The sequence below is a fragment of the Microbacterium sp. MF43 genome (assembly GCF_012847295.1).
In the GTDB taxonomy this organism is placed as follows: Bacteria; Actinomycetota; Actinomycetes; order Actinomycetales; family Microbacteriaceae; genus Microbacterium.
Genome location: NZ_JABBDY010000001.1, coordinates 775,747 through 801,573, shown reverse-complemented (window position 1 = coordinate 801,573; position 25,827 = coordinate 775,747). Strand labels below are relative to the sequence as shown.

General features: G+C 72.1%; 14 protein-coding genes. 4 read left to right on the top strand and 10 right to left on the bottom strand.

Annotated elements, in window-relative coordinates; genetic code table 11:
• Positions 1-32 precede the first annotated feature (32 nt).
• The 6 genes from HF323_RS03575 to HF323_RS03550 all read right to left on the bottom strand — a co-directional run bounded on the left by HF323_RS03575 (position 33) and on the right by HF323_RS03550 (position 13,439).
• On the bottom strand, positions 33-617 hold the full coding sequence (locus HF323_RS03575; protein ID WP_169581156.1) for a hypothetical protein: 585 nt from the start codon (positions 615-617) through the stop codon (positions 33-35).
• Between the two features lie 65 nt (positions 618-682).
• Positions 683-6,193, bottom strand: coding sequence for an Ig-like domain-containing protein (locus HF323_RS15695; RefSeq protein ID WP_317450978.1), 5,511 nt, complete (start codon positions 6,191-6,193; stop codon positions 683-685).
• Between the two features lie 150 nt (positions 6,194-6,343).
• Positions 6,344-7,045 carry an ABC transporter ATP-binding protein gene (locus HF323_RS03565; protein WP_169581155.1) on the bottom strand — a complete coding sequence of 234 codons (702 nt, stop codon included), beginning with the start codon at positions 7,043-7,045 and terminating at the stop codon, positions 6,344-6,346.
• Positions 7,038-8,036, bottom strand: a complete 999-nt coding sequence (locus HF323_RS03560) for an ABC transporter ATP-binding protein (protein WP_169581154.1) — start codon at positions 8,034-8,036, stop codon at positions 7,038-7,040. The genes HF323_RS03565 and HF323_RS03560 overlap by 8 nt, the downstream gene beginning before the upstream one ends.
• A 1-nt stretch (position 8,037) precedes the next feature.
• A complete protein-coding gene (locus HF323_RS03555) occupies positions 8,038-10,761 on the bottom strand; it encodes an FtsX-like permease family protein (RefSeq protein ID WP_169581153.1) in 2,724 nt (907 codons plus the stop codon).
• Positions 10,758-13,439 (bottom strand): FtsX-like permease family protein, encoded by a 2,682-nt coding sequence (locus HF323_RS03550; protein WP_169581152.1) that lies wholly within the window; start codon positions 13,437-13,439, stop codon positions 10,758-10,760. Before HF323_RS03550 ends, HF323_RS03555 begins: the two co-directional genes overlap by 4 nt.
• A 248-nt stretch (positions 13,440-13,687) precedes the next feature.
• Between HF323_RS03550 and HF323_RS03545 the strand changes: the two genes are divergently transcribed.
• The gene (locus HF323_RS03545) at positions 13,688-14,938 is read left to right on the top strand and encodes an endonuclease/exonuclease/phosphatase family protein (protein WP_169581151.1); all 1,251 of its coding nucleotides are present in this window, start codon (positions 13,688-13,690) and stop codon (positions 14,936-14,938) included.
• A gap of 42 nt (positions 14,939-14,980) precedes the next feature.
• On the opposite strand, the gene HF323_RS03540 is transcribed toward HF323_RS03545, so the two are convergent.
• From HF323_RS03540 to HF323_RS03530, 3 genes are all read right to left on the bottom strand, one after another.
• Positions 14,981-15,754 carry an LLM class flavin-dependent oxidoreductase gene (locus tag HF323_RS03540; protein ID WP_169581150.1) on the bottom strand — a complete coding sequence of 258 codons (774 nt, stop codon included), beginning with the start codon at positions 15,752-15,754 and terminating at the stop codon, positions 14,981-14,983.
• 68 nt (positions 15,755-15,822) lie between these two features.
• Positions 15,823-16,701, bottom strand: a complete 879-nt coding sequence (locus HF323_RS03535; RefSeq protein WP_169581149.1) for an LLM class flavin-dependent oxidoreductase — start codon at positions 16,699-16,701, stop codon at positions 15,823-15,825.
• A gap of 114 nt (positions 16,702-16,815) precedes the next feature.
• Positions 16,816-19,380 carry an ATP-dependent Clp protease ATP-binding subunit gene (locus HF323_RS03530; RefSeq protein ID WP_169581148.1) on the bottom strand — a complete coding sequence of 855 codons (2,565 nt, stop codon included), beginning with the start codon at positions 19,378-19,380 and terminating at the stop codon, positions 16,816-16,818.
• Between the two features lie 217 nt (positions 19,381-19,597).
• On the opposite strand from HF323_RS03530, the gene HF323_RS03525 reads away from it, so the two are divergent.
• On the top strand, positions 19,598-22,534 hold the full coding sequence (locus tag HF323_RS03525) for an aminotransferase (RefSeq protein WP_169581147.1): 2,937 nt from the start codon (positions 19,598-19,600) through the stop codon (positions 22,532-22,534).
• A gap of 10 nt (positions 22,535-22,544) precedes the next feature.
• On the opposite strand, the gene HF323_RS03520 is transcribed toward HF323_RS03525, so the two are convergent.
• On the bottom strand, positions 22,545-23,570 hold the full coding sequence (locus tag HF323_RS03520; protein ID WP_169581146.1) for an NAD(P)-dependent alcohol dehydrogenase: 1,026 nt from the start codon (positions 23,568-23,570) through the stop codon (positions 22,545-22,547).
• 115 nt (positions 23,571-23,685) lie between these two features.
• On the opposite strand from HF323_RS03520, the gene HF323_RS03515 reads away from it, so the two are divergent.
• Positions 23,686-24,369 (top strand): TetR/AcrR family transcriptional regulator C-terminal domain-containing protein, encoded by a 684-nt coding sequence (locus HF323_RS03515; RefSeq protein WP_169581145.1) that lies wholly within the window; start codon positions 23,686-23,688, stop codon positions 24,367-24,369.
• Positions 24,370-24,706: 337 nt separating this feature from the next.
• Positions 24,707-25,795 (top strand): substrate-binding domain-containing protein, encoded by a 1,089-nt coding sequence (locus HF323_RS03510; RefSeq protein WP_211160188.1) that lies wholly within the window; start codon positions 24,707-24,709, stop codon positions 25,793-25,795.
• Positions 25,796-25,827: the final 32 nt, after the last annotated feature.

Here is a 25,827-nt window from a genome sequence, read left to right as displayed (position 1 = left end):
GTGGGTGGTGGGAAAGCGGTGCGGGTGGTGGGTCAGCGGGACGTACGTCGCCGTCGCGCGACGATCACGAAGGTCGTGGCGACGGCGACTGCGGCGGCCGCGCCTCCGGCGATCAGGACGGGTACGGGAAGAGCGGACGGCGCCGGTGCCGTCCGGTCGGGGGCGGACTCGACGGGGACGGATGCCGCGGCCTCCCGGTCTCCGGTGCTGCTGAGTGCGGTCGAGATCTCCTCGCCGTCGGTGCGGGCCACGATGTCGACGGACCCCGGATCGCTCTCGACGGGCAGGGACACGAGCGTCGTCCCGGTGCCGTCCTGACCGATCGTGAGCGTTCCGAGCGTCGTCTGGGGGGCGGCCAGCACGACCTGCCAGACCTCACCGGCCGACGCGCCGACGATCGTGACCGGGATGGGGTCGCCCGCCCCGGCCTGGCGCACCCCGACGTGGAGTACGGGCTGCGCCGAGGCATCCGTCGCCACCGTGACAGCGGGCGCGGATGCCGCCACCCCCGCGTACGCGGCGGGTGTCGTCAGCGCGACCGACAGGGCGCCGAGGGCGACCGCCGCGGCGAGCAGGGCGCGACGGGCGGGTGGGCGGGTGCGGAAGGTGCGGTTCATGACGTTCCTCTCGGGACTCGGATGCCGCCAGGGGTGCCCGCTCGGCGCGGGCACCCTGGCGTGGATCAGCAGCCGAAGGGATCGTGCGAGACGGCGTACTCCTGCGTGACCGTCTCGTCGTCGACGACCCCCGTCACCACGGCCTCGACCGTGCCCGCCGGCACGTCCTTCAGGCGCGTGGTGAAGGCCTGCGACGCCTTGGCGCCGGGTGCGACGGCGGCGAACGTCTTGGCGCCGTATGCCGTCGTGAGCGCGACCTTGACGGTCTCGTCGCCATGGTTGGCGGCGGTCGCGACGAGCACGACCTTTCCGGCGACGCATCGGCTGGTGAGGACCACCTCGACGTCGAAGGGGTCGGGCGCGCCGGCCACCTCGAAGACCTGCCACTCCTTGATGCCCAGGCTGCCCTGACCCTCGGTGGTGCCCTGTGCGTCCAGGACGAGGCGCAGGCCGGTCGTCGTGACGGGTTCGAAGGTGACGACGTTGAACTCGTCGATCTCGACCCCGTACTCCGACGTCGCCGTGACGTCGACCCACTCGCCGTTCTCGTCGAGGTACTGCGCCGTCCACTCCTCGGGGACCGCGATGCCGGCTCCGCCGGCGTCGAGGTTCTGGATGAAGTAGACGCCGAGCTCGTCGACCGTCACCGGCTCGGCCCACTCGTACTGGACCCACTGGTCGGTGATCTGCGGCCACGCACCCCACACGAACGCGTTGTCGTTCGGGTTGACGTCTCCGGACGAGGTCGGGGCGACATCGTCGTTGAGCCCGTCCACCGTGTTCCAGCCCGCCGTGTACGACGCGGTCGGCGTGGCGAGCAGCGCCACGTTGCGGCGGTGCGTGCCATCCGACTCGGGCACCTCGACGTCCGTGACGGCCGAGACGTTGCCCGCCTCATCGGTCGCCCGCAGGTGCACCACCGTCGCCTCGAGCCCGACGAGGATCGTGCCGGTGTATGCGATCCACTCCTCGTCGTCGTCGATGCGGTACTCGAGGGCGTCCACGCCGGAGCCGGCATCGGCGGCCGTCGCCTTGACGGTGCGCGCGGTCGCGTCGGCGGCCGGGGTGAGCGTCGGCGCGGTGGTGTCGATGCGGAAGGTCGTCTCCACGACGGGCGAGACGTTGCCCGCGTCGTCGGTCGCACGCGCCCGCACGGTATGGGCGCCGTCCGCCGTGACGGAGACCGCCGCGGTGTAGGCCGTCCACGCTCCGCCGTCGACCTGCACCTCGAGCGAGGGCGACGTGTCGCGGTTGTCGGTCGCCGAGGCGGTGACGTTCACCGCGCCGGTGTGCCAGCCGCCGGCCGGAGCCTGCGGGGAGAACGACACCGTCGCGACGGGAGCCGTCGTGTCGGGGCCCTCGCCGCCGCCCTCGCCGACCGTCACGGTCGCCGTCGCGGCCTTGGTGCCCGCGATCGCCGACTGCACGGTGCCGGCCACGGTGAAGGTGCCGTCCGTGGCGTAGTCGGCCGGGTCGACCGCCTCCCACTGCACGGGCAGGTCCTCACGGCTGCCGTCGTTGTAGAGCACGCCGACCGTCGCAGGAAGCTGCGGCGCCACTCCGGCCGCTGTCTTCACCTGCACGGCGTCCACCGAGTTGATCTGACCCGGCGCCGTGGCCCGCACCCAGATGGACGCCCTGGCCGGTACGGGCGAGCCCGCGACGATGCCGACGACGTCGAAGGTGCCTTCGGACGCGACCTGGTCCTCGGTGATCGGACCCCATGCCACGGCCTCGGCCGAGCGGCTGCCGTCGGCATAGATCGCGTCGACCTTCTCGGGAAGCTCGGGGATGTCGCCCACCGATGTCCGGACGTCGATCGGCTCGATCGCCGACGGCGCCTCGGCGAACACGCGCCACTCGCTGACGCCGACGGCCGCGTACGGGTCGGCGCCCGTCCCGGGACCGGCGGCACTGAGCACGAGGCGCAGGCGCGTGGTGGTCACGGCATCGAATGCGGTCAGGTTGGTCGCGGTGCGCGCGACGCCGTACTGGTCGGCTCCCGTCACGTCGACCCACCCGGTGCCGTTCCAGTACTGCGCCTTCCAGGCCTTGGGCACGTTGACGCCTGCTCCCGAGCTGACGTTGGTCTGGTCCGACCAGAAGGCCACTTCGGTGCTGTCGATGCGCACGGGAGTCTGCCACGTGTACTGGATCCAGCGCGTCGCCGGCCGCGAGCCCGACCACGTGCCCCACAGGTCGGTCTGCTGACCGCCCGAGTGCAGAACGCGACCGTCGTTGACCGCGTTGACGTTGTTCCAGCCGGCCGTGTACTCGGCCGTCGGCGTTCCCGACGGCGCGACGTTCGTGCCCTGCGTGGCGACCGAGCCCTGGACCGTCACATCGACCGAGCTCGACCACTCGCCGTCCGTCGACGTGAGACGCAGCACGTACGTGCCGGCCGCGGTGAACCGGGCGATCGTCGACGGCGAGGTCGGCGCGTCGAACAGCGCCAGGCCACCGGCGGGGGCGGAGACCACCGACCACTGCGACGAGAGCGTCCCGGCCGGCAGGCCGTCGTCCTTCGCCGTGCCGACGAGGTCGGCCTGACCGGGGATCGCGACGCCGGGCTTGACCCACGCCTCGACGAGCGGCGCCTGGTTGGTGCTCACCGGCGCCTCGACGCCGGTGTGGAGGAGCTGCACCTCCTTGATGCCGGTCTTCGATCCCGCGGCGTGCGTCACGGTCACGCGCAGGGCGTCACCGGTCACCTCCGGGAACTGGATGTGGTTGAAGTTCGCCTGCGGGTACACCGGCGTCCGCGCCTGTGCGGGAACCGGGTGCCACTGGCCCCCCGAGCGATACTCGACGGCGTACATCGAGGGCTCGGAGTACCCGGCGACCGTCGCGGACGACGACGTGTTGTAGAAGTACACGCGCGCGTCGTCGAAGGTCTGGGCCGAGCCGAGGTCGATCGTGATCGTGTCCTTCGCGTTCGGCGATCCGGCCGTGCCCCAGAACGGCTCGTTGATCGTCGTGCCGTTGACCGCAGCCGCCGGAGCACGCCCGGTGGCCGAGAACGTCGCCGTCGCCGCCTTGCCGGCTGCGAGGTTCGGCGAGCCGGAGCTCTGGTCCGAGGCATCCGCGCCCGCTTTGGCGAACAGGTCCACGACGCGCGCGTCGTTGCCGAAGCGCACCTCCTGCGGCGCCTTCACCGAAGCGGTGTTCGCCGCGGTCACGGTCAGCCCCTCGGCAGCGTCGACCTCACCGGTCGCCGGGTCGTAGACGACCTTGCCCAGGCCGTCCACCGTGAACGCGAGCTCGCCGTCGAGGAAGACGGAGTACCCCTCGGGCACCGCATCGCCGTAGTGGCGCTCGCCGCCCGGCGCGTCCCACGTGACCGTCAGGTCCTTGTCGCGGTATCGGATGTTGTTGGCCGTGAAGTGATCCCAGTCGATGTCGATGGGGTCGAGCTCGATCTTCGCGTCGCTGCGCGGACGCAGTCCCATCGCGTCTTCGATCATCGTGAAGTTCGTGGTGCCGAGGATCGTGTGATGGATCCACGAGCGGTAGCCGATGCGCTGCGGGTCTGCCGAGCCGTCCGACCAGAACTCGTTCTGATCGGGCAGGCGGTTGTCGCCGCCGTTCTGGTAGTGCGCCCACGCGTTCCAGTAGAGGAGCTTCTTGTACCACTCCTCGTCGATCGCATCGGTCGGATAGTCGCGCAGCACGCGCGAGAGCATGCGGAACGTCACCGTCGAGTTGATGATCGAGAAGTTGTTGCTGCCCGGGTCGCCTTCGGCCGCGGCCTCGGCCTTGTCGGCCTGGTTCGCGGTGTAGAAGGGGAAGATCGGGTACTCCTTGTCGTCCGCCCACAGGCGCAGGGCGTCGACGTAGTCGTCGGCGTAGTCGGGGTCGCCCGGCTTCGGCATCAGTCCGACGGTGAACGGGTAGTAGTTGTTGATCTCCTTCCACGGCACGTGCTCGCCGTTGTCGGCCATCGCGTGCTCGAGGAGGTTGCTGTCGGGGTTCCACAGCACGTCGAGGATCTGCTCCTTGACGTTCTGCGCGAACGCGTCCATCTCGTCCGCCTTGGCGTCGTTGCCGGCGACGCGGTAGGCGTCGGCGGCGGCCCGCGCGTTGGAGTACAGATAGGCGTTCTCGGCACGGTCCATGTAGCCCGGACGCCAGTCGAACGACACCGCGTCGGCGTCGTTGCCGGTCATGGCGCCCCAGTTGTACTCGATGAGGCCGTTGTCGTTGAAGTCGTAGGCGTCGATGAGCCCCTCGACGTCGTACTCGGCGTACTCCGCGAGGTTCTCGGCGATCGCCGTGGGCCCGCCGTGGAGCTGGTACGAGCGCCACGCCGCCTCCGAGATGTACTGCGTGTAGCTGTTGGACCAGTTCGCCGGGTCGCCGGGGTTGTCGACGAACTTGTAGCTCTTCGAGGTCTCCCCCGCCGAGACCCACGGCCCATAGGAGTAGATCGGGTCGCGGAAGTACTTCAGGTCGTCGATGAACATGCCCGTCGTCAGGACGATGGCGTTGTTGTAGCCGAGCACGCCCTCCATCGACGTCGGGAACTGGTAGTCGTTGCCCGGGATGTCGGCATCGAGGAAGTTGAACCGCATCAGCCACCAGCGGTAGAACAGCGTCTTGTCGATGTTGTCTTCGGGCGTGTCGAGGTACGGGATGTTGTCGGCCCACCACTGGTTGTAGGCGCGCACGTGCGTCGCGAAGGCGGCGGCGGGCGTGGCCGCGCGGAACGCGTCGTAATCGGTGCGCGAGGCGGGGATCTCGTTCGTGACGAGCCCGAGCTGCAGCTTGACGCTCGTGCTGCCGCCGGCGGGGACCGCGACGGTGCGCACCAGCGCCGTGCCATCGGGGGCGAAGCCGTCGCCCGAGAAGCGGGGGAAGATCGTGGTGAGGTTGTTGAGCGCCGCGACGGTGCCGGTCAGTTCCTGGCCGGCCGCGACGGTGGCATAGGGCGAAGCCGCTCGCAGTGTGACGGTCTGGGCGGCTCCGGTCGCCTTGACCTCGAGGTTCGTCACGAGCACGTTGGCGTCGGTGATGAACTTCGTCTGCACGATCTCCAGACCGGTCGCCGCGTTGCGATGGACGCTGCGCCAGTAGCTGGGCGTCTGCTTGCGCTGCGCGGTGTCCTCGGTGAGCGTCACGTTCGCGCCGTTCACCTGGGTCGCGATCGTGTAGCCGCCGCGGTTGTCGATCGACTCCCAGTACGCCAGCTGGCCCTGGAAGCCGAGTGTTCCGGGCGTGTGGGTCTTCATGAACGCGGCGCGCCCGCGAGAGAAGAGCCACTGGTTGGTGTCGTCGAAGCTGCCGGCGGTCCCGTAGCGGGCCAGCATCTCGTCGATCCAGAAATCCTTTTCGGGTGAGACGCCGGCACCGTCGGCGATGTCGCCGTCCAGGATCGCCTGCAGCTGGTTTCCCGGCGTATAGGTCACGCCGGTGGCGGGCACCGGGTTCGGGCTTCCGGTGAAGGTCGGGTAGCCGATGTCGGCGTTCGGCTCGGCGTTCGCCGCCGGCGACACCAGCAGGCATCCGCCGACCACTGCCGTCGCGGCGATGGCCGCTATGGCCGCTCGGGCCGGCTTTCGGGTGGTTGTCCAGTCCACGTCGTCTGTCCTCTCACGCACCGCTCGTCGGCGAGCGGCGTCACACGTGATTCGGACGTTAGCGGTATCAAGCACGACCCGCAATCCTTTTCGGAGATTTCGAAACGGTCCCGTCGGATGCCTCGGCGAGCGCCCTCCGGCGGAAACCGTTTACGAGACGGCGGCGGGCTCCTGCGCAGGCCTCAGAACGCCGTCGTGGAGCTCCAGGACGCGGTCCGCGCGGAGCACGATCGACGGATCATGGGTCGACAGGAGCACCGCCACGCCGTCGTCGTGAGCGATCGACGCGATGAGATCGATCATCGCCGCCGCGGTGTGGGAGTCGAGCTGACCGGTCGGCTCGTCCGCGAGCACGATGCGCGGTGATCCGGCGAGCGCACGCGCGATGCCGACTCGCTGCTGCTGGCCGCCCGAGAGCTCTCCCGGGCGCTGCGTGGCGTGGTCGGCGAGGCCGACGCGTTCGAGCAGCCGGCTGACGCGCTGCGCGCGCTCGGCGGGTTCGGTGCCGCGGATGCGCAGCGGGAGCTCGACGTTCTCCTCGGCCGACAGTGCGCCGATGAGGCCGAAGGACTGGAAGACATAGCCGATGTCATCTCGGCGCACGGCGTCGACATCGCGCTCCGGCGCATCCGTGATCACGACGTCGCCGACCCGGACGCGGCCCGTCGTCGGAGGCTGGATGCCTCCGAGAACGTGCAGGAGCGTGGTCTTGCCCGCACCCGACGGGCCCACCAGCACCACCAGCTCCCCGGCATGGAGCTCCAGCGAGGCATCCGACAGCGCGTGCACCTCACCGGCGGGGGTGCGGTGGACGACGGACAATCCGGATGCCTCGAGCACGGGTTCACTCATGCGAGCCGTCTCCTTCCTGCGCGGCGCGCCTGCGGCGGCGCGTGTCGGATCCGTCCCCCGCGTGCGAGGTCTCCGTCGTCTGCGCCGGTTCCGTGGTCTCCGGGGCGGGCGCGGCGGCGGGGGTCTGACGCCCGTCGCCGGGCCAGACGCCGACGTGGTCGGGGTTGAGCTTGAGCCTCACCCGCTCGTGCAGCGACAGCTGGTGCATGTACTCCGTCGGCAGCTGGAGGCGCCCCACCTTGTCGAGCACGACGAACTCCTCGGCCATGTCGTGCTCGCGCCCTTCGTCGTCGGTGTGCGTCCACCGCAGCACTTCGGTCGAGGTGCGCCCGTCACGGATCTGCACGGTGCGCTGCACGTGCTCCGACACGGCGGCGTCGTGCGTGACGATGAGCGCCGTCGTGCCCAGTTCGCGGTTGACGGTCTCGAACGTCGCCAGCACCTCGGCGGACGCGTGCTCGTCGAGGTCGCCCGTGGGCTCGTCGGCGAGGAGCACGCGCGGATCGTTCGCCAGCGCCACGGCGATCGCGACGCGCTGCTGCTGGCCGCCGGAGAGCTCGGCCGGCCGGCGGTCGGCGACGTCGGCGACCCCGGCGAGCTCGAGAAGTTCTCCCGCGCGTGCAGGATCGCGGCGGTCGCCGCCGATCGCGCGGGCGAGCTGCACGTTTTCGCGTGCCGACAGGTACGGCAGGAGGTTGCGGGCGGTCTGCTGCCACACGAACCCGACCACCTGGCGCCGGTAGGTCACGCGGTCGCGGGACGACAGCGAGGGCAGGTCGCGTCCGGCCACGCGCGCGGAGCCCGCCGTGGGCGTGTCGAGCGCGGACAGGATCGACAGCAGGGTGGATTTTCCGGAGCCGGATGCCCCGACCAGCGCCACGAGCTCGCCCTGCTCGACGACCAGGTCGAGCCCCTGGAGCGCCTGCACCTCGATATCGGCGACGGCGAAGATCCGCACCAGGCCCTCGCACACGATGTCGGGTTCGGTCATGTCAGTCCTCCTCGGTCCGGAGCACGGTCGCCATGGACGTCGTGCGCGCGCTGACCACGCCGCCGACGACGGCGAGGGCCAGAGCCACGACGACCACGGCGATGAGCGCCCCGCTGAGCACGGGGTCGACGGCGACGCTCGGCTGCCCGCCGCCGCCGGTGAACGGGCGAAGGTCGATCGAGGTCACCACGAGCGTCGGAAGCACGGCACCCAGCACGACGCCGCCGATGAGGGCGGTGATGCCGAGCGGCGCGAACTCCCACGCCACGACGCCGCGCGCACGCCGGCGATCCAGGCCCATGCTCCGCATGAGGGCGATGACCCGTGACCGGGCGTCGCGTGACACCCCCGCGACGAGAAGGAGCGCGACGACCGACAGCGCGACCGCGATCCCGAGCGCCGCGAAGAGCACGAAGCGAAGGGCCGACACGGCCGGCGACGCCTGGATCTCGGCCGTCGACTCCTCGAGGATGCGCACCGAATGCGCCGAGGCGACCACCTCCCCCAGCTCGTCGGCGATGGCCGGGGCATCCGCTCCGTCCGCGATGTCGACCATGGCGTTGCGCGGGAAGAACCCGAAGCCGGTGAGCGCGGCGTAGTCGGCTTCGTCCATGAGCACGAACTTCTCGGAGCCCTGGATGCCGAGGACGCGCTCGAGCGTGCCGACGACCTCGACCGGCTGCTGGACGACCGTGGCCCCCACCTCGCCGAGGTCGGTCGCGACCGCCGTCGACTCGACGATCTGGGGCGGCTGGGAGGCGGGCGCGATCAGCCCGGGTGGGAGCGCTCCGACCATCCCCCGCTGCACCTCGGCGAGCCGGTCGGTCTGGGTCACGATCACCTGGACGCTCTCGCGACCGTTCGGGCCCGTCACGCTGACGTAGTCGCCGCGGAGCACGCCGACGACGTCGTCGACACCCTCGACGGCGCGCATCCGGTCGATCATGTCGGCATCGAAATAGGGACCGGCAAGGCGGATGTCTCCGCCGACGTCCCGCTGCGCCGCGACGACGGCGCCGCGGTCGACGGTCGCCAGCACGAGCGACGAGAAGACGGCGATCGCCACCGCCACGAGCATCGCGAGGACGGCCGTCGTGCCGGCGGAGGAGTCCCGCAGGGTGCGCGCGGCGCCGACGAGGCCGACGACCCCGCGACCCCGGCGAGCGACGCGCAGCGCGGCGGCGATCGGGATCGGGTGCAGCCGCACCACGATGAGGGCCACGGCCACGGTCGCCAGTAGCGGCGCGGCGACGACGAGCGGGTCGATCCCCTCGGTCGCGGGACCGATTCCGCGCAGGAAGAGCTGCACGACGGCGACGATCGCGAGCAGGACGACGACCGCTTCGACGAGGCGGACGGCCTTGCTGCGCACGGGGGCGTCGAGGTCGGCTCGCGTGCGCTCGAGCACCGCGGGGCGGAGGGTGAGCGCGAGAGCGAGGCCGGGGACGATGCCCACGGCGACGGCCACGACGGTCGGGAGCGGTCCGGCGTCGTTCGGCGTGACCGCGACCGCGACGGCCGCGGCGACCGCGGCCGCGGGAAGCCCCAGGATGAGGCCCTCTCCGAGCAGCAGCCTGCGCAGTCGCGCCAGCGGCGCGCCGCGCGCCGACAGGAGTGCGAGATCGGAGCGCCGCCGGCGGATGATGAGCGCCGCCGCCAGCACGACGAGCGCCACGCTGACCGCGAGCGGACCCACGGCGGCGACCGCGAGGATCGCGCTCGCCGAGTTCGCCCGCGAGAGTGCGGTCGACAGGACGCCCACGATCTCGCTCTCGAATCGCACGCGCACCTGTCCGGCCTCGTCGACGGGAACGCTCGTCGAGGTCGCCGCGCGCAGGGCGGCGAGGAGCTGGACGGGCTCTGCGCCGAGCGCACCGCTCCCGTCGACGGGGTACCACAGGACCATTCCCGGCCGATCGAATTCGCCGAGGGCGGCGCGCGTCTGCGGCGCGACCCACGCGACCGAGGTGGCCCGCGGGCGACGGTTGCCGTCGTCGAACACGGTCGCCGTCAGAGATGTCGGCAGATGCGTCCAGCGGTCGTCCTCGGGATCGGTCGCCTCGACCGTCCCCACGAGCTCGAGCACCGGCGCACCGGGCTGCCAGCCACTGGTCGTCGGCGTGGCGTCGGCGCCGGGGATGCCGCGGAGCTGGCCGACGGCCCACTGCATCGTCTCGGCGGCTGCCGCGCTGAGGACGACCGGCACGGTTCCGGTGCCGTCCCACGCCTGGGGCCACTCCCCCTCGACGAGCCGCAGGTGCTGCTGCTGCTCGGGATCGGCGAGCAGCTGCACCTCCCCGAACGGCGCGTCGGGCGCAAGGTCCTCCGGCACGAAGACGACCGGCTCGCCGAACGCCGCGAATCGCGCGGGCGACACCAGCGGCTCCAGTGCGGACTCGAGGTCGTCGCGGTTCTGGGCGAGCAGCTGTCCGAGCGCCCCGAACACGTCGCCGGCGCCCTCGTCCCAGCCCGCGGTGACGTCGGGGTCGGTCGCCGGGCCGAAGCCGGGCAGGCCGATCAGGCTGGCCGACAGGTCGCGCGAGATGGCCGGCATGTCGGAGATCTGATGCGCGACCTCGGCGCGGACGACTCCGACCAGTGCACGCGGCGCGGCGGCGATCACGAACGCCGCGAAGGCGATCAGCGCCACGATGACGATGGCTGCGCTGCGCGGCGTGGCGAACCGGCGGCGGGTGAGGGCGAAGAGGCCGGGAGTCCTGGTCATTCGTCCTCCCGCAGGAGCCCGGCGAGCCGGCTGGGGGCCCGCACGCTCGAGACGATGAGGCAGAACACGGCGACGGCGATCAGAACCGCGGCGGTCAGCGTGAGCGGGTCCACCCGCAGCGGCACGGGGTAGGCCTCCGGCACGTTGCCGTACGCCGCGCGCACGAGAGGCGCCACGACCAGCCAGGCGGTGACCGCGCCTGCGGCGATCCCGCCGAGCACGCCCATCGCGACGGCGAAGAGGTCCTCCTGCGCACGAAGACGCGACGCGCGGCGGCGTCCGAGGCCCATGACCGCCAGCAGCGCCAGCTCTCGCGAGTCCGCTCTGCTGCGCGTGCGCCGCAGGATCAGCACGGCGATCGCGAGGACCACCGCGCCGGCGGCGGCGAGGAGGAACGCCCACGCCGTCCCCGCTGCGTTCTGCGCCGACCGCGGGTCGGCCACCGTCACCGCCGTCTGCGGGAACGCCGCGGCCACCGCAGCGGCGGCTGCTCCCGGGTCGCCGGTCGACAGCCAGGCCTGACTGGGCGTGATCTCGAAGGGACTCGCGAGCGTGAGGGCTGCGAGGTCGACCAGCATGCCCTCGCCGCTCGCCGTGCCCGGAAGCACGGGCACGACCTCGACGATCTCGAAGTCCGCCTCGACCTCGGGCTTGATCAGCTCGAGCGCGATGGTATCGCCGACCGCGAGGCTCATCGACGCCGCGAGCTCCGCGGTGATCACGGCGGGCACGGTCGCGGGGACGGCGGAAGAGACCACCCGGGTGGAAGGCTGCCCTGCGGCGGCCTCAGGCGCGAACAGCAGCGCGCTTTCGGACACCTCGACGTCTCCGGCTGTGCCTGGGGCAGGGCGGAAGCCGGAGAGGTCGACCTGCTCCCCCCCGCTGGTCACCGCGGTGATCTCGGCGGTTCCGGGCGCGTAGCTCAGCGGGTGGTACGCGACCGCGATCCCGGCGAGCGCCCACTCGTCGCCGGGAGGCAGGTCGAACACCACCGTCTCCTCGGCACGCACATCAGGTTCGGTGTACGTGTTGCCTTCGTCGTCCTCGACCTCGACGAAATCGGCGTTGCTAAAGAAGAACGTGTCGAGCGCTCCGGATGCCCCGGCGACCGTCACGCGCACCTGGAACGCCGGCACTCCCGGCTCGAAGACCTCGCCGTTGTGCTCCATCGGCGGGGCCGCGGGAGCCAGGAGCGACATCGCGAGCGTGTCCCCGGGGAGCACCCGCTGCGGGGCGGGAAGTCTGAGCGCCGCGGACATCGCCGCCGGGTCGATCGTGCCCTCGGCGTCGAGCATGACCTCGCCCAGCCGCGCGGACTCGACCGCGAGGATCGGGATGCGCCCCTCGGCGCCCTGCGCGCTCAGGGGGCGCGCGAGCATCGCCGCCTCGGGCGACGCCGCCGCTGCGACGTCGGCGGCTTCGACGTCGTCGGGGATCGTGCCGACCTTCACGTCGGCACCGACCCGGAGCGCCTCGGGGGCGTCGCCGAGAGCCACCAGGCTCGATGCGTAGGCAGCCGTCACCGTGATCGAGCCGATCGCGAAGGCGACCACTGTGATCGACAGAGCGTGCCGCCCCGGCCGCCGTGATGCCAGGCGCAGCGGTGTCACGGGCGAGACGCCGCGGGAGGGTCGCAGCGCCGCGGCGATCACGCGAGCCAGCGGGGTGGCCAGGGCCACGGCGAGGAGTGCCGCCAGGCCCAGGGCGAGGGCGGGCGCGAGGGCGACGAGCGGGTCGAGGATCGCGCCGCCGTCGCTGCGCGCGACCACCGGTGTGCCCGCCTGCAGGAACTGCCAGACCGCGAGGCCCGTGACCACGGCGAGCAGCACGATCGCCCCGACGTCGGCGACCGCGCGGGCTCGCGACCCTCCACGGTCGATCCCGCGCGCCGTTCCCGTCGCCGCGACGATCGCCGCCGCGACGGCGACCCCGGCCACAGCGGCCACACCCACGGCGAGGCTCACGACAGCGGACGTGAACGCCACGACCGCCAGCGCGCCCAGAGCCGCGCCGGCTGCCGCGCCGGCCAGGGCGACGACGAACGCCTCCAGAAGGGAGAGCCAGATCACGTCACGGAGCCGGGCGCCGCGGGCTCGCATCAGCCGCGTCTCGGTCTCTCGCGCACGCACGGGTTCGAGGGCGACCGCGCCGACGACGACGGCGGTGAGCAGGGCGAGAAGCCCGAGCGCGACGGCAGTCGGCCCGCGGCGGACCTCGATGCCGGCGCGCACCTCGCCGAAGGTGTCCTGCAGACCGCCCGAGAGCTGCGGCCGCTCGCCGGTCGCCTCTTCGACGCCATCGCGCACACCCGGGAGGGCATCGGCGAGCGTGAGCGCGTCGACGGCCGTGATCCGGCTGAGGTCGGGACGGAGGACGACGTCGCCGCCCTCTGCGGAGACGAGGAGTGCCTCTGCGGTGCCGAGGGCGGTGAGCGTCCGCGAGGCAGCGGCCGCCGCGGCATCCGGCGACACCGACTCGTCGAGAGTGAGCACCGCCTGCGCGCGGTCCCCCGTCGCCGCGGCCAGCGCGGCGCGGGCCTCACGCGTCTCGGCGGAGGCCACCACTCCTGCCACGCCGACGATGAGCAGTGCCGCGAGAGCGGCCACGATCGCGAGGGTGGCCAGCGGAGCAGCGGCGGCGCGGGCCCGGGCCAGCGCGAAGCGGATTCCTCCGATCACGCGGCCGTCCTTTGCACTCTGGCACTCTAACTCAGGGCCTGCGGGACCTCGTTTCACCCCGGATGCCCCGTGGAGAACGCCTGCCCGCGACGGCACCGGCGCTCCGGCCGCGGGCGGTCGTCACCCGGCGTTCTTCCGATCGTCACGTCGGGCGCTTACGGTGGAGGGCGCCGCAACGATTCACGCGATCGTGGCAGCACCGCCCGCTTGCGCCGTCCACGAGACGGCGTCCTGTTCGAAGGAGAACCATGTCCCCCAGGTTCCGCGGCGCTCTCGGCGCCCTGACCACCGCCGGCCTCGTGTGCGCCGGCGCACTCGCGACCGCCCCCGCCGCGCACGCGCTCCCCGACGCGGCGTACCAGGACGAGTCGGTGCGCGTGGCGACCTACAACCTGTCGCTCAACCGCAACGCCGCCGGCCAGCTGGTGAGCGACCTCTCGACGGGGGCGAACACCCAGGCGCGCAAGGTCGCCGAGGTGATCCAGCGCACGGCTCCCGACATCGTCCTGCTGAACGAGTTCGACTACGTCGAGGGCGGTGTCGCGGTCGACCTCTTCCGCGACAACTACCTCGAGGTCGGTCAGAACGGCGCCTCCCCGATCGACTATCCCTACGCGTTCGTCGCGCCGTCCAACACGGGCGTGCCCAGCGGCTTCGACCTGAACAACAACGGCGTCGTCAGCGGCGGCGACGACGCGTTCGGCTTCGGCGTGTTCCCTGGCCAGTACGGCATGGTCGTGCTGTCGAAGCATCCGATCGCCACCGACGACGTGCGCACGTTCCAGCACTTCCTGTGGAAGGACATGCCGGGCGCGCTCCTGCCCGACGACCCCGCGACGGCCGCTCCGGCGGACTGGTACTCGGCCGAGGAGCTCGAGGTGTTCCGCCTCTCGAGCAAGTCGCACTGGGACGTCCCGGTCGAGGTCGGCGGGCACACCGTCCACATCCTCGCGTCGCACCCGACCCCGCCGACGTTCGACGGCGTCGAGGATCGCAACGGCCGACGCAACCACGACGAGATCCGGTTCTGGGCCGACTACGTCACCCCCGGACAGGGCCGCTACATCTACGACGACGAGGGCGGCCGCGGCGGACTGAACGCCGGGTCGTCGTTCGTGATCCTCGGCGACCAGAACGCCGACCCGCTCGACGGCGACTCCGTCGACGCAGCCATCGACCAGCTGCTCGACAGCCGCTGGATCGTGGACCCGAAGCCCACCTCGGAGGGCGCCGTCGAGGCGGCGGCTCTGCAGGGACTGGCCAACGCGACGCATCGGGGCGACCCGGCGTACGACACCGCCGACTTCGCCGACACGGCGCCGGGCAACCTGCGCGCCGACTACGTGCTGCTCTCGCGCAAGCTCAAGCCGGTCGACGCCGGCGTCTTCTGGCCGGTGCAGGCCGATCCGCTGTCGGCGCTCACGGGCGTGTTCCCGTTCCCGACCAGCGACCACCGGCCGGTGTGGGTCGACGTGAGGGTGCCGCGCAGCAGCCGATGACGACGGGGGTGCGGGGCGGCCGGAGGGTCGTCCCGCACCGCTTCATCCCCGTGGGATGCCGGTGACGAACCGCTCGTACTCCTCGACCGTCTCTTCCGCGACGATGGCGCGCAGCACGACCTCGTCGACCGCGTCCAGGTATTCTCCGAGACGCGCCTTCGCTCCGTCTGGGCCCAGCGTCGTCTCGTCGGCGTCGATCCCCAACCGGGCGAAGTTGGCGGCGTACGCGCGGTACCCGGCGTACCGGCGCGTCTCGTCGGTCAACCGGTCTCGCGCGGCCGGGTCGGACGCCGCGCGCACAGAGAGGGCGACATGCGCCCCAGGGTGTGCGGCGTGCGCCTCGACTGCCTGCCGCGCGGCCAGTTCCGGCGTGAGCCAGCTGAGCAGCAGGCCGTCGGATGCCTCGACCCCGGTCCGGCGCATGCGGGGCCCGAGGGCGCCGACGACGACGCGAGCGGTCGTTCCCGCGCGGAGGGCGGCCGCGGCATCCGTCACCAGGCCCAGCGCGCCGACGGACCGCGCGCCCGAGCCGATGCCCAGGACCAGGCGCCCCGGGGGCAGCGACAGAGCCTCGACACGCTCGAGGATCTCGGCCGGCGAGCGGCGATCGACCGGAAGCACGCCCGTCGCGAGCCCGAGCCGTTCCGTCACGCGCGCGACGGCAGCGAGCACCTCGAGCGCGTCGTGACCGGGGGTGTCGTTCACCCAGAGCGCGTGGAACCCCGCTGCTTCCACGGCGGGTGCGAGGCCGGCCGCGGTCTCGGGTCCGACCGCAGCGGCGATGCCGATCGACAGGACGGCGGGCGGTGGGGTCATCCCCCGAGCATGCCGCACGCGAAGGGACGGCGGCCGCGATCGCGGGCGTCGGTGTCAGATCCGCGTGGTCAGATCCGCGAAGCCACGTCGGCGACTCCGCGCAGGAATCCGTCGAGCTCGGTCTCGTCGGGCAGGGGCTGGAGGATCACCGCGTGGGCGCCGGCGTCGTAGTACTCCTCGACGCGGCGGGCGACGCGGCCGGCGTCGCCCGAGAGGATGCGCTCGGGCTGGTCCGCCAGGTTCCAGCGCTCGAGCTGAGCGGTCGCGCGCGCCCCGGAGCCGTCGCCGAAGGCGACCGCCACGTACACGGCGATGGCGTGATGGCCTGGACGCCCGGCCTCGTCACGGCCCGCGGCGATGAGATCGCGCGCCGACGCCACCTGGTCGGCCGAGGTGCCGCCTGTGAGCACGGTGCCGTCGGCCACCTCGCCCGTCAGCCGCAGGGTCTTGGGGCCCTCGCCTGCCGCGTAGATCGTCGGCGGGGAAGCCGGCGGCCAGTCGAGCGCCACCTCGTCGAGGCGGACGTAGCGGCCCCGCGCCGAGACCTTCTCGCCGGCCAGCAGCCCCCGCAGAGCGGGGACGTACTCGCGCATGAGCGTCAAGGGAGAGGCCACGCGGGCGCCCACCTGCCCCATCCACGAGAGCACGCCGTGCCCGACCCCCGGCAGGAGACGGCCGGGGAACATGCGCTCGACGGTCGCGATCTCCATGGCCGTGAGTGCCACGTTTCGCAGCGGCATCGGCGCGATGCCGATCCCGATCCGCAGGCGCTCCGTCCACGCCAGCGCCGCGCCGGCACTCGAGAACGCGGCCTCGCGGAAGCAGTCCTCCCACAGCCACAGTTCGTCGACCCCGGCGGCCTCAGCCGCCTGAACCGACGAGCGCAGCCGCTCCGGCGGAAGATCGGGGATGAAGATGGCGCCCAGGCGCCGCGCTGCGGAAGGCATGCGCCCAGGGTGGCAGAGGGCACCGACATCCCGCTCCCCCGCCGCGCCCGCACGGCCGAACCGGCGCCCGCGTCAGGGACGGCGGGCGCCGGTTCGACGGACGGGTCTCCGGGGTCAGGCGGCGCTGGCGAACGCGGCTCCCGAGAGCACCGAGAGCCCGTCGGCCGAGGCATCCACCCTCACGGTCCCGCCGTCGACGAGCGCACCCGTCACGAGCAGGTCGGCGACGCGGTCGTCGACTTCGCGCTGGATCAGGCGGCGCAGCGGGCGCGCGCCGTACTCGGGCTCGTACCCGTGCTCGGCCAGCCAGTCGATCGCGGCGTCGGTCACGACGAGACCGATCTCGCGCGTGCCCAGCCTCGTCTCGGTCGCCCGGAGGAGCAGGCTCACGATCTCCCGCAACTGCGCCTGGTCGAGCTTGCGGAACAGCACGATCTCGTCGATGCGGTTGAGGAACTCGGGCCGCATCGCCTCGCGCAGCTTGGCGAACACCCGGTCGCGCAGGTCCTTCTCCGAGCCGAAGCCGGTCGCGCCGCCGCCATCGGCGAGGAAGCCGATCGCGCCGCCGCGCGAGGCGAGGAACTCCGAGCCGAGGTTCGAGGTCATCACGACGACGGTGTTGCGGAAGTCGACGGTGCGCCCCTGACCATCGGTGAGGCGTCCGTCGTCGAGCACCTGCAGCAGCAGGTTGAAGACGTCGGGGTGGGCCTTCTCGATCTCGTCGAACAGCACGATCGAGTACGGGTTGCGCCGCACCCTCTCCGTCAGCTGCCCGGCCTCGTCGTACCCGACGTAGCCGGGAGGGGCGCCGACCAGGCGCGACACCGTGTGCCGCTCGCCGAACTCGCTCATGTCGAAGCGGATCACCGCTCCCTCGTCGTCGAACAGCGACGCCGCGAGGGCCTTCGCGAGCTCGGTCTTGCCCACGCCGGTGGGGCCGAGGAAGAGGAACGACCCGACGGGCCGGCGTGCGTCGCCCATGCCGGTGCGGCTGCGGCGCACGGCCTTGGCGACCGCGGCGACCGCATCGTCCTGTCCGATCACGCGATCGTGCAGCTCGTCCTCCAGCTGGGCGAGACGCTCGCGCTCGCTCTCGGTGAGGCGGTTGACGGGGATGCCGGTGGCCCGGCTGATGACCGCCGCGATCTCGGGCTCGTCCACGACCGCGTCGACGCGCGAGGCGGCGCCGGCCGCGGTGACGTCGTCGAGGCGCGCCTTCACGGCGGCGATCTGGTCGCGCACCCGCGAGGCCTCTTCGTACCGCTCCGCCGACACCGCCGCGTTCTTCTCGGCCTCGAGCGTGGCGAGCTGCTCGAGCAGCGCGCTCACGTCGACCTTGGCCCCCAGCCGCAGTCGCAGCCGCGCGCCGGCCTGGTCGATGAGATCGATCGCCTTGTCGGGCAGCACGCGCTCGGTGACATAGCGGTCGCTGAGCTCGACGGCGGCGCGGATCGCGTCGTCGGTGTAGACGATGCCGTGGTGCTCTTCGTACGCGGGCTTGAGGCCCTGCAGGATCAGCACCGCGTCAGCGGTGGACGGCTCCCCCACGCGCACCGGCTGGAACCGGCGCTCCAGCGCCGGGTCCCGCTCGACCACGCGGTACTCCTTGAGCGTCGTCGCGCCCACGAGGTGAAGGTCACCGCGCGCCAGGCGGGGCTTGAGGATGTTGCCGGCGTCCATGCCGCCCTCGCCGGCGCCGCCGGCGCCGACCACGGTGTGGACCTCGTCGATGAAGATCACGAGGTCTCCCTTGTGGGCGGCGATCTCGTCCATCGTCTTGGTGAGGCGCTCCTCGAAGTCGCCGCGGTACCGCGTGCCGGCGAGCATCGCGGGCAGGTCGAGCGCGATCACCCGCTTGCCCAGGAGCTGCTCGGGCACCGCGCCGTCGACGATCGCCTGGGCCAGGCCCTCCACGATCGCGGTCTTGCCGACGCCCGCCTCGCCCACGAGCACGGGGTTGTTCTTGGTGCGGCGGCTGAGGATCTCGACGGTCTGCTCGATCTCGTCGGCGCGACCGATCACCGGGTCCAGCTCGCCGTCGGCGGCGAGCGCGGTCAGGTCGGTGCCGTAGGTGTCGAGCATCAGGGTGTCGGATGCCGCGGCATCCGATTCCTCCTCGTCCGCTCCGGCGGCGCCCGGGCCGACCGTCTCGCGAAGTCCCTGCGCGAGCGCGTCGGCGGTCACCCCGGCGCGCGCCAGCACCTGGCCGGCCGGGGTGTCCTGGGCGAGCACGAGCGCGAAGAACAGATGCTCGGGGTCGACGTAGGTGGAGCCCGACGAGCGGGCGACCTGGAAGGCCTGGAACAGCGCGCGCTGAACGGACGGAGTGATCACGGCCGCGTCCACGCTCGCGGGCGATGACGCCGCGGGAAGGCGCTCGTCGGTGGCGCGCAGGATCGCGCGCGGGTCGGCGCCGATGTGGGCGACGGCGTCGCGCGCCGGCGCCTCGTCGACGAGGACGCGCAGCACGTGGAGGGCGTCGAGCTCGCGCTGACCTCGCTCGAGGGCGAATCGTCCGGCGCGCTGGAGCAGTTCCTGGGTGCGTGCGCCGAGGAAGCGGCTGAGGTCGATCGACCGCTCGCCCCGCGCCCGCTCTCCCGCCAGGTACCGGGCGAGGAACTCGTCGAACGAGCGGCTGTCGTCGTCGGCACCAGCGGAAGGGGTGAAGTCTTCGGGCATTCCGTCTCTCCTGAAGTTGAGTGAAGGACTGTCAAGTTTATGAACTTGAGTACAGCCGTATCAAGTTAACGGGATCGGTCGGGGTGTATTCCCGGAGAACGGCTCCGACGGTCCGTCGTGCGGCCGCCGATCGGGTGACGGTCCGTCGGGTGCCCGGACCTGACCTGGCCGATAACCTCGATCCCAGTCCTCCCGACTGGAACCGACAGGACCCGTCATGCCCCAGCCCCCCGGCGCCCAGCCTCCCGGCCCGCAACCCGCCGCGACCGGCGCCGCCGTGCAGCCCGCGCCGCCCGAGATCGATACGGCGGCCGCCGAGGCCATCGCCCTCGAGCACTGGGGCATCGCGGCGACGGCGCGGGCGCTCGGCAGCCACCAGGACCGCAACTTCCTGCTCGAGCGCGACGGCGCGGCCCCGCTGCTGCTGAAGCTCGCGAACCCCTCCGTGACCGCCGCCCAACTCGAGGCGCAGTCCGCAGCTGCCGAGCTCATCGCCCGGGAGGCGGGGTGCCGCGCGCCGCGCGCCGTCGCTCCGCTCGGCGCGCCCGCCGCCGAGACGTCCCGTCGCCTCGAGATCGCCGGCGAGGTCATGCACGCGCGCGTGCTCGAGTTCCTCGAGGGCGAGACGCTGTCGGGGCACCTTCCGGCGACCGTCGTCACGGCGCTCGGAGACCTCGCGGCTCGTGTCGCGCTGGCCCTCGCCGACCTGGATGCCCCGGGCGCCGAGCGCATCCACCAGTGGGACCTGCGCCACGCGCCCGCCGTCCTCGACACCCTGCTCCCGTACGTCGGCGACGACGCGCTCCGCGCCCGGCTGACGGATGCGGCGGCATCCGCCTGGGTCGTGATCGACCGGATCGCCGCCGACCTGCCCACGCAGTTCGTGCACGGCGACCTCACCGACGACAACGTCATCGCCGGTGACGCCGTGTCCCGCATCCCCGACGGCGTGATCGATCTCGGCGACCTCAACCGAACGTGGACGGTCGGCGACCTCGCGATCACCGTCTCGTCGCTGCTGCACCACGACGGCGTGGATCTGCCCGCCGCCATGCGCGCGGTCGCGGCGTACCACCGCGTGCGCCGCCTCTCCGCCGCCGAGCTCGAAGCGCTGTGGCCCCTCACGGTCGTCCGGGCCGCGACGCTCGTGGCCAGCGCGCACCACGTGCTCGCGACCGATCCCGGCAACGACTACGCCGCCGGCAACCTCGACCACGAGCTGGCGATCTTCGATGCCGCCACGTCGGTGCCGCTCGAGGTCGCCTCCGCGCTGGTCGCCACCGCCGCCGGCGCCGCACCGCGGGAGTTCACGACCCCCGAGGGCCATGCGCTCCTGCCGTGGCTCTCCGCCTCCGACATCGCGATCGCCGACCTCTCGCCGGCGAGCCCCGCGCTGCACGAGGGGCGATGGCTCGCGGCATCCGCCGAAGACGACGTCACGGCCGGATGCCTCGGCTCCGCCCGCGCCGCCCTGATGCGGTTCGGCGAGGCCCGCCTCACCCGCTCGCGCCCGCATGCGCAGGGGGCACCGCGCAACGTCGCCCTCGGACTCGAACTGCGCGTCGCCGAGCCGCAGCCCGTCGCGGCGCCGTGGCCGGGCGTGCTCGCCGTCGGCCCGGACGGCGTGCGCCTGAAGGCCGAGGGCGCCGACCTGGTGCTGGAAGGCGTGCGCAGTGCGCTCTCCGACGGCGATGAGGTCGGCGCGGGCGACCTCATCGGCGAGACCGCGGACCGCCTCTGGATCCAGGTCGTGCGCGGCGGCGCAGAGGCCCCGCACTTCGCCCCACGGCGGCTGGCAGCGGCATGGGCGAGCGTTGTCGCCGATCCCGGATGCCTCGTGCCGGGGCATCCGGGACCCGCCGCCGTTGCCGACGCCGGCGACCTGCTCGCCCGGCGCGACGCCGTGTTCGCCGACGTGCAGGAGCACTACTTCGACGCGCCCCCGCTCATGGTGCGCGGCTGGAAGGAGCACCTCGTCGACGCGGACGGCAGGGTGTACCTCGACACCCTCAACAACGTCACGTCGGTCGGTCACGCCCACCCGCGGCTCGTCGAGGCGGTCGCCGGGCAATGGCGGCTGCTGAACACCAACTCGCGCTTCCACTACCCGGCGGTCGTGGAGTTCTCGGAGCGCCTGGCCGCCCTCCTGCCCGACCCCCTCGACACGGTGTTCCTCGTCAACAGCGGGTCGGAAGCCGTCGACCTCGCGCTCCGCCTGGGTCAGGCGTGGTCTGGTCGCACCGACGTGCTCGCGGTGCAGGAGGCCTACCACGGCTGGACGTACCTGAGCGACGCCGTCTCGACGTCGGTCGCCGACAACCCCGCGGCGCTCCAGACGCGTCCGGCGTGGGTCCACACGCTGCCGGCGCCCAATCCGCTCCGGGGGCGTCATCGGGGATCGGACGCCCCCCGCTACGCAGCCGATGCCGTCGCCGAGGTCGACCGCCTGGCCGCGGCAGGCACTCCCGTCGGCGCCTTCATCGCCGAACCCCTCTTCGGGAACGGCGGCGGAGTGGCCCTCCCCGACGGCTACCTCGACGCCGTGTACCGGGCCGTCCGCGATCACGGCGGTCTGGCGATCGCCGACGAGGTGCAGGTGGGCTACGGCCGCCTCGGCGAGTGGCTGTGGGGGTTCGAGCAGCAGGGCGTCGTCCCCGACATCGTCACCGTCGCGAAGGCGATGGGGAACGGCCACCCGCTCGGCGCGGTCGTCACCACCCGCGAGATCGCCGAGCGCTACCGCGCGGGCGGGTACTTCTTCTCGTCGGCCGGCGGCAGTCCGGTCTCGAGCATCGTCGGGCTCACGGTGCTCGACATCATCCGCGACGAACGGCTGCAGGAGAACGCCCGCGTCGTCGGCGGGTACCTCCGGCAGCGGCTCGAGGACCTCGGGTCGAGGCATCCGATCCTCGCCGCCGTGCACGGGTCGGGCTTCTATCTCGGACCGGAGCTCGTCCGCGACCGCGATACGTGGGAGCCAGCCACCGATGAGACGGCGGCCATCTGCGTGCGACTGCGAGAGCTGGGGGTGGTCGCGCAGCCGACGGGCGACCACCAGAACATCCTGAAGATCAAGCCGCCGATGTGCTTCACGAAGGAGAGCGCGGACGCCCTCGTCGACGCTCTCGATCGAGTGCTGACGACGGGGTGGTGAGGCGCGGGCGTCAGGGGACCCTCACCACGACCGCCCCGCGTTTGCGTCCGGTGTCGACGTACCGATGCGCCGCAACGATGTCGTCGAGGTCGAACGTGCGGTCGACGACGGGTCGCAGGTCACCGGCGGCGGCGTGGGCGGCGACGGCCTCGATCGCCGCCGTGCCGAAGAGGGAGCCGGTGTGCGTCACGAGCTTCCCCGAGCGGCGGGACTGAGCCCGCTCCCGCAGCATCGAGGGACCGTCGGCGATCACCAGCAGGAGGGTTCCGCGCGGCGCGAGCACGCGCTCGACACGGGAGAACGGCGCATTGCCCACGCACTCGACGATGACGTCCCACCGGTCCTCGCCCGTGGCGAAGTCCTCCGCCGCGTAATCCACGACCTGCGCCGCGCCGAGCCCGCGCACGAGGTCGGCGTTGCGTGCGCTCGTCACCGCGGTCACATGGGCGCCGGCCGACGACGCGAGCTGCACGACGGCCGTGCCGACGGCGCCCGACGCACCGTTGACCAGCACGCGGGTGCCCTCACTCAGATCGACCCGATCGAGGAAGGACACCGCGGTGTAGCCGCCGAACACCAGTGCGGCGGCATCCTCGTACGACATCGAGCCGGGGATCGCGGCGACCGCGCCCTCTGCGCGCGCCGTGACGTACTGAGCGTGGCACCCCATCCGCCCGCCTCGCATCACCATGACGCGGTCACCCGGGGCGAATCCCGTGACGTGGGCGCCGACGCGGACGACCTCGCCCGCCGCCTCCATCCCGAGGATGGGCTTGCGGGGCCGGAAGGCTCCCAGCGCCACGATCCGCAGGAACCCCAGTCCGCGGGGCAGGTCGGCTGCCCGGAGCCGGTGGTCGGCGATGCTGACCGTCGTCGCGTGCACCCGGACGAGCACCTCATCCGGGCCCGGCTGCGGAGTGGGCACGTCGCGCAGCTGCACCACCTCGGGAGCGCCGAAACGGGCGGCGACAGCCGCTCTCATCGAGGCGGGCACGGTGTGCGCGGCGGTGGTGCGCCGCTCTGCCTGTCGATCCATGAGGTTCTCCCTTACGCTGTATGGCTTACGGTGTAAGGTAGCGCATCGGGCACGCTCGTGTCCAGAGGTGATCGGGGAACCTGACGCGGTACGGTGAGTGCGAGGAGGTGGACGGATGCCGCAGCGCAGCACGATCGAGCGCCCGTCGCTCACCCGCGACCGGGTCCTCACCGCCGCGACGGAGATCGCCGATGCCGTCGGATTGGACGGCCTCACGATGCGCCGCCTCGCTGAGGACCTCGGCGTAGAGGCGATGTCGCTGTACCACCACTTCCCGAACAAGGCGGCGATCCTCGACGGCCTGCTCGAGCGCACGTTCGCCGAGATCGAAGAGGAGGTCGGCGGCTTCGGCGTCGACGCGTCGGCCGCCACGTGGCAGCCGCGGCTTCGCGCGCGGATCCTGGGAGCTCGGCGCGTCCTGCTGCGTCATCCGTGGATTCCCGCCGTGATGGAGTCGCGATCGACACTGGTCCCGACCATGGCGCGCTACATCGATGCGAACGTGGGCCTCATGCGTGCCGGCGGCCTCTCACACGATCTCATCCACCACTCGATGCATGCGCTCGGCAGTCGGCAGTACGGATTCAGTCAGGAACTGACCCTCGACGACCCGCCATCGGCGACCGGCGCGGACGCCGAGCGGATGGCCGCGCTCGTCCCGCATCTGGCCGCCATGCTGCAGGACGTCGTGCACGACGATCCGGATTCGACTCTCGGCTGGTGCGACGACCAGACAGAGTTCGAGTTCGGTCTCGACATCCTGCTCGAGGGCATCGCCCGGCGGCACGCAGCGCGCTGAGCGAGCGGGAGATCGGTGAGCCGGCAGCGGAGCGCCGGCGTCGACGAACCTAACCGAACCGTCGAGCGCCGGCGCCGTCCCGCGGAGACCGCGGGAACCCCCGATGGGATCGGCGCCGGTGCTCTGAGGGGATCCTGGGAGGGGTTCTGGCACCCGAGCCGATGTCCTGACTCTGCCAGCACCGTCGAAAGAAATCAAGTGAAAGAATGAAACGAATCGGAATGGTGTCAGGTGAGCTTCTCGCCGCGAGCGGCGCGCCCGATTGAGCATTCGGGGCGGTAACTGAAAGAATCCGAAACAACGTGGAGCGGACGACGGTTCACGGGGAGGAGCCTTCGTGCTGGTCGAACAGCGTCACCAGTTCATCCTGCGTGAGCTCGAGCGCAACGGCTCGGTCTCGGTCACCGAGATGGCGCAGGAGCTCGGCGTCTCGACCGTGACGCTGCGCCACGACGTGCGCGAACTCGCCGGCCGGGGTCTCCTGCGCCGCGTGCACGGCGGCGCCATCCCGCTCGACGCCGGGAGCCGCCCGGCTCCGGCGCCCCACGAGAGCGGGGGCGAGCGATACGCACTGGGCATGCTGGTGCCCGCCAGTCGTCTTCCCTACTACTTCCCCGACATCATCCGAGGAGCCCAGGAAGCGGCTCGTGCGCGCGGGGTGCGCATCGCTGTCGCGTTCTCGCGCGAGAACGCCGATGAGGATCGTGGCCAGCTCGCCCAGCTGCAGAAGGCCGGCGTGGACGGCGTGATGCTCAGCCCGGCGAGCCACCCTGCGTCGTCCCCCGAAACCGAGCGCTGGATCAACGAGCTCGACCTTCCCGTCGTGCTCGTCGAACGTCTCGCCGGGCTGGCCACGCGAGCGGAGCAGGTCGCGTCGGATCACGCGCGCGGCGCGTACCTGGCCGTCGCCCACCTCGCCTCGCTCGGTCGCCGGCGGATCGGTCTGCTGTCCCAGCAGACGCCGACGCATCCGCGACTCCTGGCAGGCTTCGAGCAGGCGATCCAGGACCACGGTCTCGAACCCGCCCCGGTCCACGTCGTGCCCGCCGGCGATGATCACGACACGGATGCCGTCGACGCACAGGTGGCCCGCTACCTCGACACCGTCACGTCCGCGGGCGTCGACGCGCTCCTCGTGCACAACGACCGCAATGCGATCTCGCTCGTGCGCACGGCACTCGCACGCGGGATCTCGGTGCCGGCAGACCTGGCGGTCGTCAGCTACGACGACGAGGTGGCCTCCCTGGCAGACGTTCCTCTCACGGCGGTGTCTCCGCCTCGGCACGCCGTCGGCGCGACGGCGGTCAACATGCTCATCGACCGGCTCGACGGCTCCGACGAACCCGAGCGGCGCCTGCTGCTGGCTCCTCGGCTGGTCATCCGCGAATCGTGCGGTGCGCGGGAGGCCTCGGGAAGCCGGCCATGACGCGGATTCGACCCCAGGTCCGTCTACCGTAG